This is a genomic window from uncultured Eubacterium sp. (assembly GCF_945980375.1).
Lineage (GTDB): Bacteria > Bacillota > Clostridia > Oscillospirales > Acutalibacteraceae > Eubacterium_R.
Genome location: NZ_CAMFQO010000005.1, coordinates 69,586 through 87,166, shown reverse-complemented (window position 1 = coordinate 87,166; position 17,581 = coordinate 69,586). Strand labels below are relative to the sequence as shown.

At 42.4% G+C, this 17,581-nt stretch carries 12 protein-coding genes; 4 read left to right on the top strand and 8 right to left on the bottom strand.

What is annotated here, in order from left to right; genetic code table 11:
- Positions 1-182: 182 nt before the first annotated feature.
- A complete protein-coding gene (locus tag Q0P34_RS03085; protein WP_294952724.1) occupies positions 183-950 on the bottom strand; it encodes a sulfite exporter TauE/SafE family protein in 768 nt (255 codons plus the stop codon).
- Positions 951-1,095: 145 nt separating this feature from the next.
- On the opposite strand from Q0P34_RS03085, the gene Q0P34_RS03080 reads away from it, so the two are divergent.
- The gene (locus Q0P34_RS03080; RefSeq protein WP_294952721.1) at positions 1,096-1,527 is read left to right on the top strand and encodes a cupin domain-containing protein; all 432 of its coding nucleotides are present in this window, start codon (positions 1,096-1,098) and stop codon (positions 1,525-1,527) included.
- Between the two features lie 447 nt (positions 1,528-1,974).
- Here Q0P34_RS03080 and Q0P34_RS03075 read toward each other — a convergent pair whose 3' ends face one another.
- From Q0P34_RS03075 to Q0P34_RS03045, 7 genes are all read right to left on the bottom strand, one after another.
- On the bottom strand, positions 1,975-4,167 hold the full coding sequence (locus tag Q0P34_RS03075) for a glycoside hydrolase family 2 TIM barrel-domain containing protein (RefSeq protein WP_294952718.1): 2,193 nt from the start codon (positions 4,165-4,167) through the stop codon (positions 1,975-1,977).
- A complete protein-coding gene (locus Q0P34_RS03070) occupies positions 4,168-5,544 on the bottom strand; it encodes an MFS transporter (RefSeq protein WP_294952716.1) in 1,377 nt (458 codons plus the stop codon). It abuts the gene before it with no gap.
- Between the two features lie 134 nt (positions 5,545-5,678).
- Complete coding sequence (locus Q0P34_RS03065) at positions 5,679-6,212, bottom strand: VanZ family protein (RefSeq protein ID WP_294952713.1); 534 nt, start codon at positions 6,210-6,212, stop codon at positions 5,679-5,681.
- 18 nt (positions 6,213-6,230) lie between these two features.
- On the bottom strand, positions 6,231-7,403 hold the full coding sequence (locus tag Q0P34_RS03060) for an Mbeg1-like protein (protein ID WP_294952710.1): 1,173 nt from the start codon (positions 7,401-7,403) through the stop codon (positions 6,231-6,233).
- Between the two features lie 30 nt (positions 7,404-7,433).
- A complete protein-coding gene (gene cysK, locus Q0P34_RS03055) occupies positions 7,434-8,360 on the bottom strand; it encodes a cysteine synthase A (RefSeq protein WP_294952707.1) in 927 nt (308 codons plus the stop codon).
- A 150-nt stretch (positions 8,361-8,510) separates the two neighbouring features.
- Entirely contained in the window at positions 8,511-11,321 is a 2,811-nt protein-coding gene (gene secA / locus Q0P34_RS03050; RefSeq protein ID WP_294952704.1) for a preprotein translocase subunit SecA, read from the bottom strand.
- A gap of 95 nt (positions 11,322-11,416) precedes the next feature.
- Positions 11,417-12,010, bottom strand: a complete 594-nt coding sequence (locus Q0P34_RS03045; RefSeq protein WP_294952701.1) for a hypothetical protein — start codon at positions 12,008-12,010, stop codon at positions 11,417-11,419.
- A gap of 232 nt (positions 12,011-12,242) precedes the next feature.
- Between Q0P34_RS03045 and Q0P34_RS03040 the strand changes: the two genes are divergently transcribed.
- The 3 genes from Q0P34_RS03040 (at position 12,243) to Q0P34_RS03030 (ending at position 17,500) form a co-directional block, all read left to right on the top strand.
- Positions 12,243-12,860 (top strand): sugar transferase, encoded by a 618-nt coding sequence (locus tag Q0P34_RS03040; protein ID WP_294952699.1) that lies wholly within the window; start codon positions 12,243-12,245, stop codon positions 12,858-12,860.
- A 27-nt stretch (positions 12,861-12,887) separates the two neighbouring features.
- A complete protein-coding gene (locus tag Q0P34_RS03035; protein WP_294952696.1) occupies positions 12,888-15,947 on the top strand; it encodes a glycoside hydrolase family 2 TIM barrel-domain containing protein in 3,060 nt (1,019 codons plus the stop codon).
- Positions 15,948-16,075: 128 nt separating this feature from the next.
- Positions 16,076-17,500, top strand: a complete 1,425-nt coding sequence (locus Q0P34_RS03030; protein ID WP_294952693.1) for a radical SAM protein — start codon at positions 16,076-16,078, stop codon at positions 17,498-17,500.
- Positions 17,501-17,581: the final 81 nt, after the last annotated feature.

The window sequence follows — 17,581 nt, the reverse complement described above, 5'->3', positions numbered from 1 at the left end:
AAAAGCAGAACCGGAGTATAAGCAATATTTTTGATTGCTACACTACTTTTGCTTACTTTTACCTCGATTTTGCTCCGTTTGGTTCGGATTATTACCGTTACCCTACCTTTTCGCAGAAAAAACCAAGCTGTTATTCAGCTTGGTTTTTTTCATTAAACATTGAATATAAAGTGAGACCTGCGTTATCCAAACATCTTAACAGCAAATATTGATATGCCCAATATTACAAGTATTGCTCCTGTTATTCTGTTAAGGATTTTAGGCTCCGCCTTATTGGCAAAATACGATGCAATTTGTGCAAAAATCAATGTGCTTATTATGCACACAACAAGCGCCGTTACATCAGGCATACCGCCGATTGCGAAATGACTGACTGCACCTGTAAGTGCTGTTATGCTCATAATGAAAACACTTGTACCCACAGCAACCTTTAGCTCATATCCCAAAACAGAGGTCAATACCAAAAGCATCATCATTCCGCCTCCGGCACCTACAAATCCGCAAACAAATCCAACCATTGCCCCGCACACTAATGAACGAACGGCCTTTTGCTTTTGGTTTGCATTTACAAAACTTTTCTTTGGCTCCATAACAGGCTTTACTATAAACTTTACACCGAGCAAGAATGTCATAATCACGGAAAAATTGCCCATTGCTGTTTTTGGCACTACACTTGCAATGTAGCTGCCTACTGTGGTAAACAACAGTACGGCCGCCATCATAATTACTCCGTTTTTGATATCAAGGTTTTTGTTTTTGGCGTATGTATAGGCAGAGGCAGCGCTTGCAAGAACATCACTTGCCAAAGCTATGCCGACAGCCATATAAGGATCCATACCCAAAAACGTGATCAAAACAGGGCTGATAACTGCCGCGGCACTCATACCCGCAAAGCCTGTTCCGAGGCCTGCACCTATTCCGGCAATAATACAAATGATAATTTTTAACATAATATCGCTCTTTTCCGAATTGTTTTACAGAATATTATAGTACCTTATTATATGTTAGTCAATAACACATGGCTTCAAAAACACATATAAAGCAATTACACATATAATGCTATAAAACAAGTATTACACAGAAAGGACGCAGAATATGAATAACAATCGTTCAAGCGAACGCATAACCGATTACGGCGGTCAACCGTTCATAGTTAATATAAACCACTTTGCTAAAATAAACAACAGCTTCAGAACGGCCTTGTGGACAGGTGATTGGCTGCAGGTAACACTTATGAGCATACCCGTTGGTGAGGATATAGGAATAGAAATGCATTCCGACACCGACCAGCTAATTAAAATTGAGGACGGCTGTGCAAGGATATTGACAGGAAAAAGCAAAAATGCCCTGAATTATCAAAAAACCGTCAGCACCGGTTATGCAGTAATTATCCCGGCAGGAACGTGGCATAATATAATAAACACAGGCAAACGACCTCTGAAGGTGTCCTCCGTATACGCACCGCCGCACCATCCGTTCGGAACAGTTCAAAGAACAAAATGCGATGCCGAAATGGAGCATCACTAAAGCAGAAAAGTCAAGTGATATATTCAACACGCTGGTAGACTGTTGAGAAATGGAGCTGAATTTCGCATTCTTGCGAGTGGGAGATGTACTTCGTCCAAACATATTACGCATAGAACAAAACACAGTTTTGTAACTATGCTTCATATGTTTCTCCTCTTCCCAACAAACTAAAGTTTGTTGGGAGCCCTGATTTCTCGACCGAGCAAAAGGCGAAAAACGCCAAAAGCGGATTAGACTCGATGTCTAAGCCGCTTTTACAATCCCTCCGAGTGCGATAAATCGCACCCACCTCCCTTTACACAATGGAGGCTCAAATCGGTTTGTTTAATTTATATGGCGTGGTTCAGCCCACTTTATCAACTGTCTGAAACAGATTGAACAATGAGTTCAATCTGTTTTTTATAACCTCTTTTGGCGTGGTTTTGCCCACCTTATCGACAGTTTTCGTTATTTCTTTTTTATCTTATTAAGCTTTTTGTTTATGCCGAGGATTTGCTCCTTGGTAAATTTTGCGCCGAGCATGGAAAATGCGCGTCTTAATGCAAAGCCCTTTGCCATCTCAAGCATAGTTCTGTTTGGCTTAAAGCCTGCAACAGACATACCCTTTTCCTTTTTCTCGCCGTCCTTTTTCTTTGACTTATCACCTGTCAAAGCTTTTTTCAGCATAGGAAGCATACCGATAAGCACAAGCTTTCCTCTGAAGGTAGCAAGAATATCACCGACAGTATCATTAATTGAAAGGTAACCGGTTGGAGTATCAATTTCAAACCAGTTTATTACAGCGCCCTCCTCCTGCATAATGTAATCCGGATTAGGCTCGCTTACCTTTTTAATCTTAGCAGTATCGGTTAAATCACCTGCAACAGCCTTCAACTCGGTTTCGCCCTCATTTTTAACCTCAAAATAGAAGAACGGATACTTACCCTTTGTCTGCTTTTGAACGCTGACACCGTTTGCAAAAAGCTCAACCTCGTTTTGATTTGAATAGACAGTAACCTTTGTTACATCCTCTACCCTATCAACATATCTCTTTGAGCAAATGTGAAGGACAGGCTCATCCGAAAGCCAAGCCTTATACGCATAAAAGCTGTCCTTTTTATACTTTCTGTCAAAGGTAACAAGACCCTTATGATTCATACCGTTTTCGCCGCCCTCGGCTCTTGCGTCGGCAGCAAAGTCAAACATATTCCAAACATGAGTTGCCCATAGATACGGACGCTCGGCGATTTGCTTAATAAGCTCCTCGTGATAATATGCCTGATATTCCTCGGTATAGTCACCCTGCTCCGGATTTGATGTATGCCAATTAAGAGCCTCGCAGCCGTACTCACTGATGCCGATTGCACGGTTTGGATACTTTGCGTGGAAATCGTCAAACCAAGGTCCGTTCATTCCCGTGTTACCGCCGTACCACCCAAAATAGTGATTGTACGAAAGAACATCCGGAATTTGAATATACTCTGCATCAATAGGGCACATTGTCAGCGCTGCAAGAGTGGTGAGCCTTGTTTTGTCAAGGCTATGGCAAAGGTCGTTGAGCTTTTTATGATTTTCAATCATATTAGGTGAGGCAACTCCACCCATGGTAATTTCATTTGAAAGACCCCAAACAACAATTGACGGATGATTATAGCATTGCTCAACAAGCTCTCGCATTTGGCTCATTGTGTTTTCAAAGCCGTTATCCAAATGGCTGGAAATATACGGAATCTCTGCCCATACAACCATACCTCTTTCATCACAGAGGTCATAAAAATATTGGTCGTGCTGATAGTGAGCAAGACGAATAGTTGTTGCACCAAGCTCACAAATCAGGTCCATATCCTCCTTATGATGCTCCGGAAGAAGCGCGTTTCCTATATTCGGTCTGTCCTGATGGCGAGAAACACCTCGAAGCGGATATTCCTTACCGTTAAGGATAAAGCCTTTGTTTGAATCTATTTCAAATGAACGAACACCAAAGCGGGCAGACACCTTATCAACTGCCTCACCGTCAACCATCAAGTAAGCATTTGCCGTGTAAAGATGCGGGTCTATTCTGCCATTCCACAAATGAGGATTTTCAATAACGGTTTTTGCATCCTCACCGTGATAAATTATCTCACCGTCATTAACAATTTCGTATTCGACGGTTGCAGGTGCGCTTGTCCTTGCGTCAAAGGTAACATCCGCATTGCCGTTGCTTACAACAGGAGTTATGTGAAATTCGCCGACAAAATGAATACTCGCAACACATATCAATTCCACATTTCTGTAAATACCGCCGTAAAAGGTAAAGTCTGCCTGCTGTGGATAAACGCGGTCACTTGGTGAATTATCAACCTCAACGGTAAGCTCACCCACTCTTTCATTTAATTCTACGGTAAATGCAGAATATCCGCCGTCGTGAGAGGCGATTTTTTTATTGTTAAAGAAAACATCGCACGAGGAATTGACGCCGTAAAACCTTACAAAAAGCTTATCGCCCTGCATATCGGTTGCGTCAATGTGTTTTTTATAATAGCATCTGCCTCTGTAATAATCGTTGCCGCCGTCCTGACCGTCCTTACCGTTCCAGGTGTGAGGAAGGCTGATTTCCTCCCACGCAGACTTATCCTTGGAAAACTGCCAATCGGCATTTATATTCTTAATCTCTCTCATTTACTTATCCTCCAAATGAAGCTGTCTAAGCTTTTCTACATTTTCATCAACCTGCTTTTTATGAAGCGGATACCAGAAATACAGAACCAAGCCAAGCACTATAAATCCGATAGCAGGCACAAGAGTTGTAATGTTAAAGATACCGTTTACAACATCTGTGTCAAACTGTGTCTGCTGTGAATATCCAACCATATCAAGAAGCACACCGGAAAGACCTGCAGAGGCTGCCTGTCCGAGCTTTCGTGCAAAGGAATACAGAGCATATACCGAGCCGTCCTCGCGGATTCCGTTTCTGATTTCGGAGTAATCGATAACATCGGTGATAAGCGCCCATGCAATCATTTGGAACATACCGAGGCCAAGCCAGGTAAAGCTTTGAATAACAATAAATACCCAAACATTGCTTGGTCGGATAAAGAAAGCAAGAAGCGACATCAATCCGCCAAAGATAGATGCAATAGCACCAAGCTCTGCCTTGCCGATTTTGTTGCTGACAGGCTTTGCAAGAACGGCAGACAAAATCATCGATACTCCCATTACGCCCGTACCGGCAGTGATTGCCTTTGCGTTATGATAAAAGTTAGGGAATACATAGTTGCTCATTGACTGAAGTGTCAGCTGCGCAAGAAGCATAACGATAGACGCAACGATAATGGAAATCAACGCTCTGTTGCTAAACGCATTTTTAAGCATTACACCGACATTATTGTTCTTTAAGGCATCTGCATCTGGCTCTACAATTACCCTTTCCGTTACCATTGAATAGCAAAGAAGATAGCAAATAATTGCACCCACCGAGCAAGCACCGGCAACAATAGTAAACTTTCTACCGTTAATAATGTTGTTATCATAAATAATCATAGGCAGACCTGCCGTGATGATTCCACCTGCAAGGACACCACCCATTGTTCTGAAGGTGGAAAGCGATTGTCTGTCACTTGGATTTTCCGAAATAGCAGACGCCATAGAGCCGTACGGAATGTTTACGGATGTATAAAACACAGAGCCCCAAAGAATGTAGGTTACAACAAGATAACCGATCTTAAAGCCCATGCTCATATTTGCAAGCGAGCTTTGATACATCAAAAAGGACATAAGTGCAACAGGACCGCACATCCTTAAAATCCACGGCTTAAACTTGCCGTTTTTTGTTGTTTTGGATCTGTCGCAAATTCTGCCCATACCAACATCGGTAAAGGCATCAACAAACCTTGCTACCATCATTACAATGCCGACAACGCTACCCTTAACGCCCATAACGTCTGTGTAGAATTTCAGCAGGAAGGATGACGACAGCAAAAAGGTAAAGTCATTTGCAAAATCACCGAACATATAGCCAAGCTTGTCGGCTATACCAAATGGTTTTGTAGTTTTCATATTAGCACCCCTTTGAGCCCATTATATATTATTTTGGGTAAATATGCAATGTTTATTATCTCTTCATCCTAATATAAATTATGGAAAAAGACATCCAAAATTTGCCCAACGCAATAGTGGATGTCTTAAATGACTTATTTTTTTAATTTATAAAAGGCAGTATAAAACAATCGCGTTAACACAAATCCCATCAACGCACCGAGAGTATTGTTGAATACGTCGTCAAACTCGCTGACACCGAGCGAAAAAATGTGTTGCAGAATTTCTATTGCTATGCTCAACACACAGGACGAAATGACTACATGCCAAGGCTTGATTTTTGCCTTATCATCAAAGCAGGCAAACGAGCATCCTAACGGGAAAAACAAAGCAAAATTCATCACACAAACTCTTAACCATTCCTCATAGCCGGTTGTAAAATAAAGCCTTAATGAACGAAACGGCTCAAGCATAATTTGTGCTGTGTTATCCTGCCCGACACGATTAATCACGGTTGGAACAAATGTCGCTATCACCGATGCCAAAAGCATTACCGCCACAAGCCTATTGTTAAAGTGCTTCTTTTCAAAAAGCAAACGGTAAACACCAAACAGCACCGACAATGCAACAAGAAGAAGCAGTACGGTTCCCTTGTCCGTGCGATAAATTATATGAAGGATTTCTCTCATTTGTTACTGTTAACCTACCTAAAACAACACATTAAGATATTTAAGATTTTCTATAATCTTATTTTTTCTTTTTATGTTTTCTTCCTTACGCACCTTTTCGGTATTTTTCACAACGATTGACGGTGCGGTTGAAAAAATGCCCAAAAAGCTCTTTTGGGTATCGCGGTCAAGAGAACGCCAAGCCTCTGCTCCGCCCTTAATTGAGGTTAGCAAATTATCCTTAACATCAAGCAAGCCCTTTTGATTTACGCCTGCAAGCAAAACATCAACAACCTCATCAAGCACCTGCTCCTGCTCATCAGTCAGATTGTCTACAAGATCGTGAAGTATTCCGTCGTTAAGCTTTCCGACAGGTGTAAGCTCGTCAAGCTTTATAAGACGTCTGCCGTCAAATTGCCACGAATACAAATCGTGCTGAAGCGGACCCAAAAGCTGATCACTTTTTACCACCGTATAATCATTATCATGTGCAAGCATCATACCGATAAATGATGACTGCGGTACGAAATGACGGTATTTAGGAAGCATCTCGGCATATGATTCCTCCTGCAAATAAGAATAATCCCAAAAGCCCGGTCCGTCATTATTATATACACATTCTATCCTATCACGTATTTCCTTTTTGCAAAACAGTGTGGCATACTGTGCAATAAAGCCACCCTTTGAATGACCGCAAACAATAATTTTTCCGTCAAATTTTTTTGCCACCTTCTCAAGATATTCGGTTGCAAGCATATTGGACGGAATACCTTTTTTGGTAAGAATATCAATGTCCTCTTTCCATCCGATAAGAGTATCATCTGTTCCCTTAAAAAGAACAATAACAGTATTGTCCGGCAGTAAAAATGTTGCAGCCTCAAACTGTACGGCAGGCTCCTTTTCGTATACACGAACGGCTGCGACAACCTTCATTTCGGCAAAGCGTTTTTTATCAGCCATTGCCATCATAACCTCGCTTATGCACTTTTGCAAAACCAGTCCGACAGGCTCATGCTTTCTGCCACGCATATCAAAAATCCTGTTTGCAGCATCCTTGTACGGCACAGGCTCATCGTCAAAGCTGTCAGACACTACCTCATCAAGCGGCATATAGTACATATCGCAAAGTGCAACATTGTCTGCCTCATCAAACGGAACATCACAAAAAGAAATGTCGCCGTAATTATTAATATAATCTATTACATTAGCCATACCAGCACCTCATATTAATCATAAATTATTTCAATCAAACAACGGAGTTGAAAAATATCTTTCGGCAGTATCGGGAAGAACTGTAACAACAGTTTTGCCCTTGCCGAGCTTTTTAGCAAGCTTTTTGGCGGCGGCAACATTTGTTCCGCTGCTGATGCCGCACATCAAGCCCTCCATAATTGCCAAATCCTTTGAGGTTTGGATAGCCTCCTCATCGGTGATTATACATATATCCTCATAAATACTTTGGTTAAGTATTTCCGGAATTACACCGTCACCTATGCCCATTTGGTTATGCGTACCAACGGTTCCGCCGGCAAGAATTGCCGCATTTTCAGGCTCTACTGCCCAAATTGTAATATCCGGATTTTGAGCCTTTAGCACCTCACCTATACCTGTAATTGTACCGCCTGTTCCTATACCTGAACAAAAGCCGTCAATCTGACCTGCCACCTGCTCCAATATTTCAAGACCTGTGTGGTGACGATGCACCATAGGATTTGCAGGATTTTCAAACTGCTGCGGAATGAAAACATTTGGATTTTCCTCTCTCATTCTGATAGCAGTATTTAGACACTCCTCAATGCAATCGCCGATATTTCCCGCATCGTGAATAAGGATAACCTGCGCACCGTAATGCTCAACAAGCAATCGTCTTTCCTGCGACACGGAATCCGGCATAACAATAATTGTTTTGTATCCGCGCACCGCACCCACAAGAGCAAGACCGATGCCCTGATTGCCCGATGTGGGCTCAACAATAATTGTATCCTTATTTATAAGGCCCTTTGCCTCTGCATCACAAATCATATTGTAAGCTGTTCTTGTTTTTATGGAGCCTCCGACGTTAAGCCCCTCAAATTTTACATAAATATCGGCACTGTCCGGCTCAACCATCCTATTAAGCTTTATCATAGGGGTGTGACCGATGCACTCAAGCACATTATTATAAACCATACTTTCCCTCCCATTACAAAATAATACATACTAATTATAACAAACCGTAATTTCAAATTCAACCATATATATAATGTTTATAATTATATGGGCATAAATATGACAAAATCCGTCTAAAGCAAAAGCTTTAGACGGATTATTTTTGATGTATTATCTTTTTGGCTTAATACGACGCTTTTCTTCCTTATGCTTCTTCTCTGCTTCTGCAGCAGCTGCAGCAAGCTTTGCAGGAGAGCCGCAGCACTTTTTGTACTTAAGACCGCTGCCGCATGGACACGGATCGTTAGGGCCGATCTTCTTATCCTTACGAACTGTAACAGCCTTTGCATTTTCTGCCTCGCCGCCTGTTGTGGTTGATGTAACCTGAGCAACAGCCTTACGTCTAACATCTGACTTATGGATAGGCATCAAGGTGAGCATCATCTTTGCTGTATCCTCTCTGATGAGAGATGTCATTTCGTCAAACATATCGTATGATTCCATACGGAAGATAACAACAGGATCCTTCTGTGCATATGAGCGAAGGTGGATACCCTGCTTCAAATCCTCCATAGCGTCAATGTGATCCATCCAATATGTATCAACATTTCTGAGGATAACCATTCTTTCGAAATCCTGGAACATATCGTAGCCCAAGATTTTCTCCTTTTCCTCAAGAATCTTATGACCTCTGTCCTGAAGAAGCTCTACTGTATCGGCAACTGTAAGGCTGTCAACATCCTTAAAGTCGTCATCGGTTGCAATATTCCAATCCTTGTACTTTTCTCTAAGGCCGTCAACATTCCAATCAGCCTTTGAGTCACCGGTAAAGTAATTGGTAACGGTTTCCTCAATATTTGTATCAAGCATCTTGTTAACGGTTTCGGTAAGATCAACACCGTCAAGCACCTGATCACGCTGTTTGTAAATAAGCTCTCTTTGACGGTTCATTACATCGTCATATTGAAGAGTATTCTTACGGATAGCAAAGTTCTTGCCCTCTACCTTTTGCTGTGATGACTCGATGGTTTTTGAAATAAGGCGTGATTCGATAGGCATATCCTCGTCGTCTGTGAGCTTGCCCATCATCTTCTGCATTCTGTCACCGCCGAACAAACGCATAAGGTCATCTTCAAGTGAAAGGAAGAACTGGCTTGTACCCGGGTCACCCTGACGGCCCGAACGTCCGCGAAGCTGGTTATCAATACGACGGGCGTCATGTCTTTCAGTACCGAGAATGAACAAACCGCCTGCTTCTCTTACCTTATCTGCTTCGTCCTGAATTTCCTCCTTGAACTTTGCTTCAAGCTCAATAAAGGTTTTACGGGCACGAAGAATTTCTTCATCATCTGTATCGCCGAAGCCTGTTGCTTCTCTAATCTGCTCATTTGTGAATTCCATCTTCTTCATCTGAGCCTTTGCAAGAAATTCTGCGTTACCGCCAAGCATAATATCGGTACCACGACCTGCCATATTAGTTGCGATTGTAACAGCACCGAACTTACCTGCCTGTGCAACAATCTCTGCTTCCTTTTCGTGATTCTTTGCGTTAAGTACGTTATGTTCAATGCCGTGCTGCTTCAATATCTTTGAGAGCTGCTCTGACTTTTCGATGCTGATTGTACCTACAAGTACAGGCTGTCCCTTTGCATGACATTCTTCAATTTGCTTAATGATATTGTGGAACTTGCCCTGCTCTGTCTGGAAAATAACATCCGGCTTGTCCACACGAATAACAGGCTTGTTTGTAGGAATTTCCACTACATCAAGCTTGTAGATTTCGTCAAACTCGTTTGCCTCGGTAGCGGCAGTACCTGTCATACCTGAAAGCTTTTTGTACAAACGGAAGTAGTTTTGGAAGGTGATGGTTGCAAGTGTCTTGCTTTCGTGCTCAACCTTAACGCCTTCCTTTGCCTCAAGTGCCTGATGCAAGCCCTCGTTATATCTACGGCCCTCCATAATACGACCGGTGAACTCATCAACGATTTTAACCTGACCGTCTTTTACAACATAGTCAATATCTCTTGTCATAACACCGTGAGCCTTGATAGCCTGGTCGATGTGGTGACGAAGAGTTGTGTGCTCAATATCCATAAGGTTATCAACCTTAAAGAATTCCTCTGCCTTTTCTACACCGCTCTTAAGGAGTGTTGCAGTCTTTGCCTTTTCGTCAACTACATAGTCGCCCTCGTAGTTTTCTTCTGTATCCTGCTTGTCATCGGTTTTAGCAACCTTTGTCATAACAAGTGTGTTTGCAAAGATGTCTGCCTGACGGTAAAGGTCTGTTGAAGCATCGCCCTTACCCGAAATGATAAGAGGAGTACGTGCCTCATCGATAAGAATTGAGTCAACCTCATCGACGATAGCGAATGCGTGACCTCTTTGAACCTTACGTTCCTTGTAAGGAACCATATTGTCACGAAGATAGTCGAAGCCCATCTCGTTATTTGTACCGTATGTAATGTCTGCGTTATAAGCCTCCTGGCGCTCTGCATCGCTCTTTTCATGAATAATAAGACCTACGCTTAAACCAAGGAAACGGTAAATCTTGCCCATCCACTCGGAGTCACGCTTTGCAAGGTAATCGTTAACCGTAACGATATGAACACCCTCGCCGGCAAGTGCATTAAGATAAGCAGGAAGAGTAGCAACAAGAGTTTTACCCTCACCTGTTTTCATCTCGGCAATTCTGCCCTGATGAAGAACGATACCGCCTATAAGCTGAACATCAAAGTGACGCATACCGAGTACACGTGAGCTTGCCTCACGGCAAACTGCGAACGCATCGGGAAGAATATCGTCAAGGCTTTCGCCCTTTGCGAGCCTATCCTTAAGAACAGGAGTTTGTGCTGCAAGCTCCTTATCATCCATGCCCTTATACTTTTCCTCAAGAGCATTGATCTTGTCAACTGTTTTGCGGAGCTTCTTTACCTCTTTTTTAGAGTAATCTCCGAAAATAGCTGTTACAAATTTGTTAGCCATTTTTTCACCTCAAAATTAGGAATTTTTAATTTGCATTTGCATACCTTGATATGATAACACAAAGAATATTGAATGTCAATTATTAATATTCTATATTATTTATATATATCCTTGATTGCCGTTAATGCTCCTCCGGAAACGGCATCCTCTGCCTCCTCGTCAAACACCAAAACAAGATTTCTCTTGCCCTTTTCAACCTTAAGGGTTACGGTCTTTTCATACTCGCCCGACGCCATTCCCATAAGCTCAACCAGCTCCGAAAGCTGACTGTTAAGAAAGTTTTCGTCATCAATTTTGTTCATAAGCTGAACAGGAGTATAGCTTGATTTAAGATTTGATACAAATATTGATGCCATAGATGTGTAATCATAGTTGGTAATGCGCACCGTAACCGTTTGTTTTTCTGTGTCAACGGATTCAACATTTATAGTCATAGACTCAAATATCCTTGTGCCCAGCTGTTCAAATTGAATATGCTTTTCAGCATACTGAATAATGACATCAAGCGTTTTGGAGTCCACATACTTTTTAAGTGTTTCCTCATCAAAATCCTTCAATGCCGTTTCAACATCTATAACCGTTTGCAGAATGTTATCCTCTGTCATTTGCACCTTTGAACAGCCTGCTAACGAAAGCACCGTTATTACGGCAAGCAAAAAGCACAAGGCTGATTTTGTAATCTTTTTCATTCGTTCACCTCATAAAATGATTTGCTAAAACACTGCCTTGCCTATCATAATACCACATATGCAGATATTTGTACATATTTTGTACCAAAAAAATTACAAAATTTACGATTGCTTTTTTTTATTATGTATGCTATAATCAGTTAGCCTATATTCTATATATTGGGGATTTATACCCGTTAAGGCACATTTTGTTGTGAATTTACCTTAACGGATTAACATAAAGGAAGATAAAATGAAAAAGTTTTTGCATAAATATTTTGGTGCTACCAAATGGAAGAGACTGTTTGATATAGTGGCATCGTTAGCAGGTCTTATTGTTCTTTCGCCACTGTTCCTGTTTATAATAATGGTAAACCTTTTTACGCCGAACACCAAGGTGTTTTTCAGCCACGAAAGACGTGGCAGAAGAGGAAAGCCATTTAGGCTTTACAAATTCCAAACAATGAAAAACAACACGCCTAACTGTGCCACCGGAGAGCTTGAAAATCCCGAGCAATATATCACCAAATTCGGTGCAATATTACGCAAAACAAGTATGGACGAGCTGCCGCAGCTTTGGAACATATTAAAAGGTGATATGAGCTTTGTTGGCCCCAGACCGCTGATTTCAAGTGAAATAAGAGCGCACAGGCTGAGGCTTGAATACGGTGTGTACAGATTCAGACCGGGACTGACGGGCTGGGCTCAAATTAACGGCAGAGATGACATTTCCCTAATGAAGAAGATGAAGCTTGACAAGGAGTACTGCGATGATTGGAGCTTGATTAAGGATTTGGAAATCATTATTCGCTCAATTAAGGTTGTAATCAAGCGAGAGGGCTACCAAGAGGGCAAATTTCACAGAAGATAACAAACAAACTGTATGGGAGATAGATGTATGGAAAGAAACTTTATTGACGGCTACACCGAATGGCAAAGCAATCCCGAGATTGTCGGCGTAAACAAGCTGCCACAGCACGCAACACTTATGCCGTACGAAAATTTTGAGGAAGCAAAAAAGGCAGACAGATATGCTTCGTCAAGATGCAAGCTTCTCAACGGCAAATGGAAATTTAAGCTATACAAAAACTATGCTTACAGACCTACCGATTTTGCCGATCCAAACTACGATACACATAATTGGGACACGGTAATCGTTCCGTGTTCATGGCAGATGCAGGGCTACGACCAGGCACAATACTGCAACGTTCGCTATCCTTGGGAGGGCAGTGAGGACATCTGTCCGCCAAATGCACCTGTTAAGCATAATCCTGTCGGCTGTTATATCAAAAAAATCAACATCAATCAGGCTGTGCTGAACAAAAGAGTTGTACTTTGCTTTGAAGGTGTTGAGTCTGCATTCTATCTTTATGTAAACGGAGAGCGAATCGGATACAGCGAATCAACCTTTAACAGAGCAGAATTTGACATTACACGTCACCTTGTTGAAGGCTCAAATGTTATCGGCGTTGAGGTTTACCGTTGGTGCACTGCAAGCTGGCTTGAATGTCAGGATATGTGGCGTTTGGGCGGTATCTTCAGAGATGTGTATATCTACACAACCGAAAGAGAATATATCCGTGACTTTGAAATTCACGCAGAGCCTGACTCACAGCTTCACGACGGCTATCTAACCGTTCAGGTTAAAACAAACGGCGCGTATGAGGGCTTAAGCATTGATATGACGGTTATCGACGAGGACGGCACAACCGTTGCCCTTGACAGCCACTATGCAAGCGAGGACCACGTTACCGACCTTAAGGCTATCGTAACCAATGTTAAATCCTGGAGCAGTGAAACACCTAACCTTTACACCGTTGTTTTGACTCTTAAAAACAACGGAACACCTATCGAATACATTTCTCAAAGGGTAGGCTTCAGGACAGTTGAAATAAAGGACGGTATTATCCGTATTAACGGCAGACGCGTTGTATTCAAGGGTACCAACCGACACGAGTTTGATTGTTACAAGGGTAGATACATCACCGAAGATGTAATGCGCAAAGACATCGAGCTGATGAAAAAGAACAACATCAACGCCGTTCGCACCTCGCACTACCCTAACGCACCGCGCTGGTATGAGCTTTGCGACGAATACGGACTATACGTAATTGACGAAAATAATATGGAAACTCACGGTACAGGCTGGTCAACAATAATCGGTTGTCCGCAGCTTCCGGGCTCAAGACCCGAATGGGAAAAGGCATGTATGGAAAGAATTAAGGCTTTGTACCAAAGAGATAAGAACCACTCCTGCGTTGTTTGCTGGAGCCTCGGAAACGAATCGCTCGGCGGAGAAACTCCAAAGAAAATGTACAAATGGCTTAAGGAAACCGATAAATCAAGATTTGTGCACTTTGAATGTGACAGAGCGCCCGATGAATACGAGCTTTCCGATGTGCAAAGCAAAATGTATGCAAAGCCTTGGGAATGCGAGGAATACGCTGTTACAGGCAGAGACGGCAGGCCATACATACTTTGCGAATACACTCACGCAATGGGCAACTCCTGCGGTTCAACCGATGAATACACTACCCTTTGGGACAAATACCCCTGCCTTCAGGGTGGCTTTGTTTGGGATTGGGTTGACCAAAGCATTATGACAACCGATAAAAACGGTAACGAATATCTTGCATACGGCGGTGACTTCGGTGAAAATCCACACGACGGTCATTTCTGCGGAAACGGTCTTTTGTTCGGTGACAGAGCCGTTACACCAAAGCTTGCAGAAATAAAGAAGCTTTATCAAAACGTTGACTTTAAGGCTGTTGACGCAGAACGCGGAATAATTGAAATAAAGAACAAAAACCTCTTCACTAACCTCAAGGAATACGAGCTGTATTGGTGCCAATGCAGTGACAAGGGTGTTTTCAGCGACGGCACCATCACTGTGGATATTGAGCCGTTTGAGAAAAAGACAGTTAACCTTGAGCTTGCCAAGGCATCATCAACGGAATACTACCTTAACCTTGAGCTTCGCGAAAAGGCAGACACCCCGTGGTGCAAGGCAGGCCACGTTGTTGCCGAGGAGCAGTTTGTTATAAACGAATTTGCCAATACATACGATGAATTGGAGGAGGACCTTCCTCTGCTTGTTGACGACACCTACGGCTCACTTCGCGTTATCAGCGACGACATTAACATTCGCTTTGAAAGACGTGAGCGCAATCAGCTTTATTCAATTAAGGTTAACGGTGAGGAAATGCTGCAGGCTCCTATGAGATTGAATTTTTGGAGAGCATTAACCGATAACGACAGAGGCACAAGAGCAGGCAGCAGGCTTGGTTGCTGGAGAGATGCGGGCGATACACCGGGCATCTTCAACAACACAAAGTGGAGAATTGAAAATTACCAAATCCTCGACGGTGGCAAAAAGGTTGTCGTTGTAGGAGGGGCAGAGGTTTGCACACAGCCTGTATCAAGGGCAATCGTTGTTTACACAATTACATCAAAGGGTATGGAAATCAGCCTTGAATTTAAGCCTAATGAAGCCTTGCCCGAAATCCCCGAAATCAGCCTTTTGTTTGAGCTTCCAAAGGATTTTGAAAGCCTTACATATCTTGGCGCAGGCCCTGATGAAAACTACATTGACAGAAAATGTGCGTCAAAAATCGGTCTTTACACCACTACCGTAAATGACCTTTGGGTAAACTACCTCAAGCCTCAGGAATGCGGTAACAGAACAGGGGTAAGATATGCAACACTTTTGGGCAACAAAAAATCATTCGGCATCATTGCCGAGCCGGTTTGCGAGCTTAATGTTTGTCACTATCTTCCAAAGGAAATAGAAAATGTATGGCATCAAAAGGATATGCCTGAATACGACAAGACTGTTGTCAGAGTAATCGCAAGACAGCAGGGTGTCGGCGGATATGACAGCTGGGGCGCCCATTGTAACGAGAAATACAAAAACAAATGCAACAAGACATATCGCCTAAAATTTCAGGTTAGATTTTAGTAAATATTAACAAAACATTATTTAATTAAATTCACCTTGACAAACTAATACTTTAGTATTATATTATCAATTGAATTAATAAACATATGATGAAAAAGGGCATAATGCCCCATAAGAGAGGTAATATCATGTCATTTAAGGAAAAGGCAACTGATTTTGCAGTAAGACAGGCAATTAAGTATGCCAGAAAAGATTTTGACAGAAACGCACCAAAGATTTTAAGCATTGTTGAAAAGGCAGATGTTAAAAGGGTTAACCGTTCAACATACGCAGGCTTGCACAAGGTTATGGACGACCCTACAAACAACTGGATGAGATTTGCAAAGGACCTTATCTGCAACACGGATGAGCATGTAATAGGCAAGCTTATTCCGCCTTTGATGAACATTGCAATCAACAGCTACTCAAAGCGTATGGAAAGCATTGAAAAGTACGGCTGTAATGTACCTTGGGCAATCCTTATGGACCCAACCGCAGCCTGCAACCTTAAATGCAAGGGCTGTTGGGCAGCAGAATACGGTCACACAAGCAGCCTTTCGTACGACGATCTTGCAAGAATTATCAAGCAAGCGAAGGCACTCGGTACATATATGTACCTTTACACCGGCGGTGAGCCGACAATGAGAAGAGCTGACCTTATGCGTCTTTGCCGTGAGAATCCGGATTGTGCCTTCCTTAGCTTTACAAACGGTACCTTGATTGATGACAGCTTTGCCGACGAAATCAGGGAGGTTGGTAACTTCTACCCTGCATTCTCTATCGAAGGCTATGAGGAAGAAAACGATTTTCGTCGCGGTGAAGGCACATTCAAAAAATGCACCGCTGCTATGAAGCGTCTTAAGGACAGAGGTGTTCCGTTTGGTGCATCACTTTGCTACACAAGCAAAAACACAGAGGTTTTGGCTTCTGACGAATATATGGATTGGCTCATTGACCAGGGCGTTAAGTTTGCTTGGTTCTTTACATATATGCCAACAGGCAACGGTGCGGTAACAGAGCTTATGGTATCCCCCGAGCAGCGAGCATTGATGTACAAAAAGATGCACGAGTGGCGCCATACAAAGCCTATCTTTGCACTTGATTTCTGGAACGACGGCGAGTACGTTCAGGGCTGTATTGCAGGTGGCAGACACTATTTCCATATCAATTCCAACGGTGACTGCGAGCCTTGTGCATTTGTTCACTACTCAAATGTCAACATTAAGGAATGCTCTGTATTGGATGCTCTTAAGAGCCCATTGTTTATGGCATACAAGAATAATCAGCCGTTTTCAAACAATATGCTTCGTCCTTGTCCTGTGCTTGACAACCCGGGAGCTATCAGCAAAATGGTTGCCGAAACAGGTGCTTATTCAACCGAGATGCAGCATCCTGAAAGTGCAAACGAGCTGTTTGACAAAACTATCGAGGCTGCAAAGGCTTGGAAGGTTAAGGCTGACGAATTGTTTGACAGAGATAAGTACATTGCTCAGCACGTTAAGGATGAAAATATGTACAACTATGAAAAGGATGAATCCGAAAGAGATTTCAACGAGTTTGAAAAAACAGAGTAATTATCCGCATAATAGAAACACAAGGTATTACAAACAGGGGCATATCATTAGGATATGCCCTTAAAAGCAATATATATAATT

Bases quoted from the DNA above. Each gene is read 5' to 3' on its own strand.
- Q0P34_RS03085 (WP_294952724.1), bottom strand. From the start codon at position 950: ATGTTAAAAATTATCATTTGTATTATTGCCGGAATAGGTGCAGGCCTC.
- Q0P34_RS03040 (WP_294952699.1), top strand. From the start codon at position 12,243: ATGAAAAAGTTTTTGCATAAATATTTTGGTGCTACCAAATGGAAGAGA.
- Q0P34_RS03080 (WP_294952721.1), top strand. From the start codon at position 1,096: ATGAATAACAATCGTTCAAGCGAACGCATAACCGATTACGGCGGTCAA.
- cysK (WP_294952707.1), bottom strand. From the start codon at position 8,360: ATGGTTTATAATAATGTGCTTGAGTGCATCGGTCACACCCCTATGATA.
- Q0P34_RS03045 (WP_294952701.1), bottom strand. From the start codon at position 12,010: ATGAAAAAGATTACAAAATCAGCCTTGTGCTTTTTGCTTGCCGTAATA.
- Q0P34_RS03060 (WP_294952710.1), bottom strand. From the start codon at position 7,403: ATGGCTAATGTAATAGATTATATTAATAATTACGGCGACATTTCTTTT.
- secA (WP_294952704.1), bottom strand. From the start codon at position 11,321: ATGGCTAACAAATTTGTAACAGCTATTTTCGGAGATTACTCTAAAAAA.
- Q0P34_RS03070 (WP_294952716.1), bottom strand. From the start codon at position 5,544: ATGAAAACTACAAAACCATTTGGTATAGCCGACAAGCTTGGCTATATG.
- Q0P34_RS03030 (WP_294952693.1), top strand. From the start codon at position 16,076: ATGTCATTTAAGGAAAAGGCAACTGATTTTGCAGTAAGACAGGCAATT.
- Q0P34_RS03065 (WP_294952713.1), bottom strand. From the start codon at position 6,212: ATGAGAGAAATCCTTCATATAATTTATCGCACGGACAAGGGAACCGTA.
- Q0P34_RS03035 (WP_294952696.1), top strand. From the start codon at position 12,888: ATGGAAAGAAACTTTATTGACGGCTACACCGAATGGCAAAGCAATCCC.
- Q0P34_RS03075 (WP_294952718.1), bottom strand. From the start codon at position 4,167: ATGAGAGAGATTAAGAATATAAATGCCGATTGGCAGTTTTCCAAGGAT.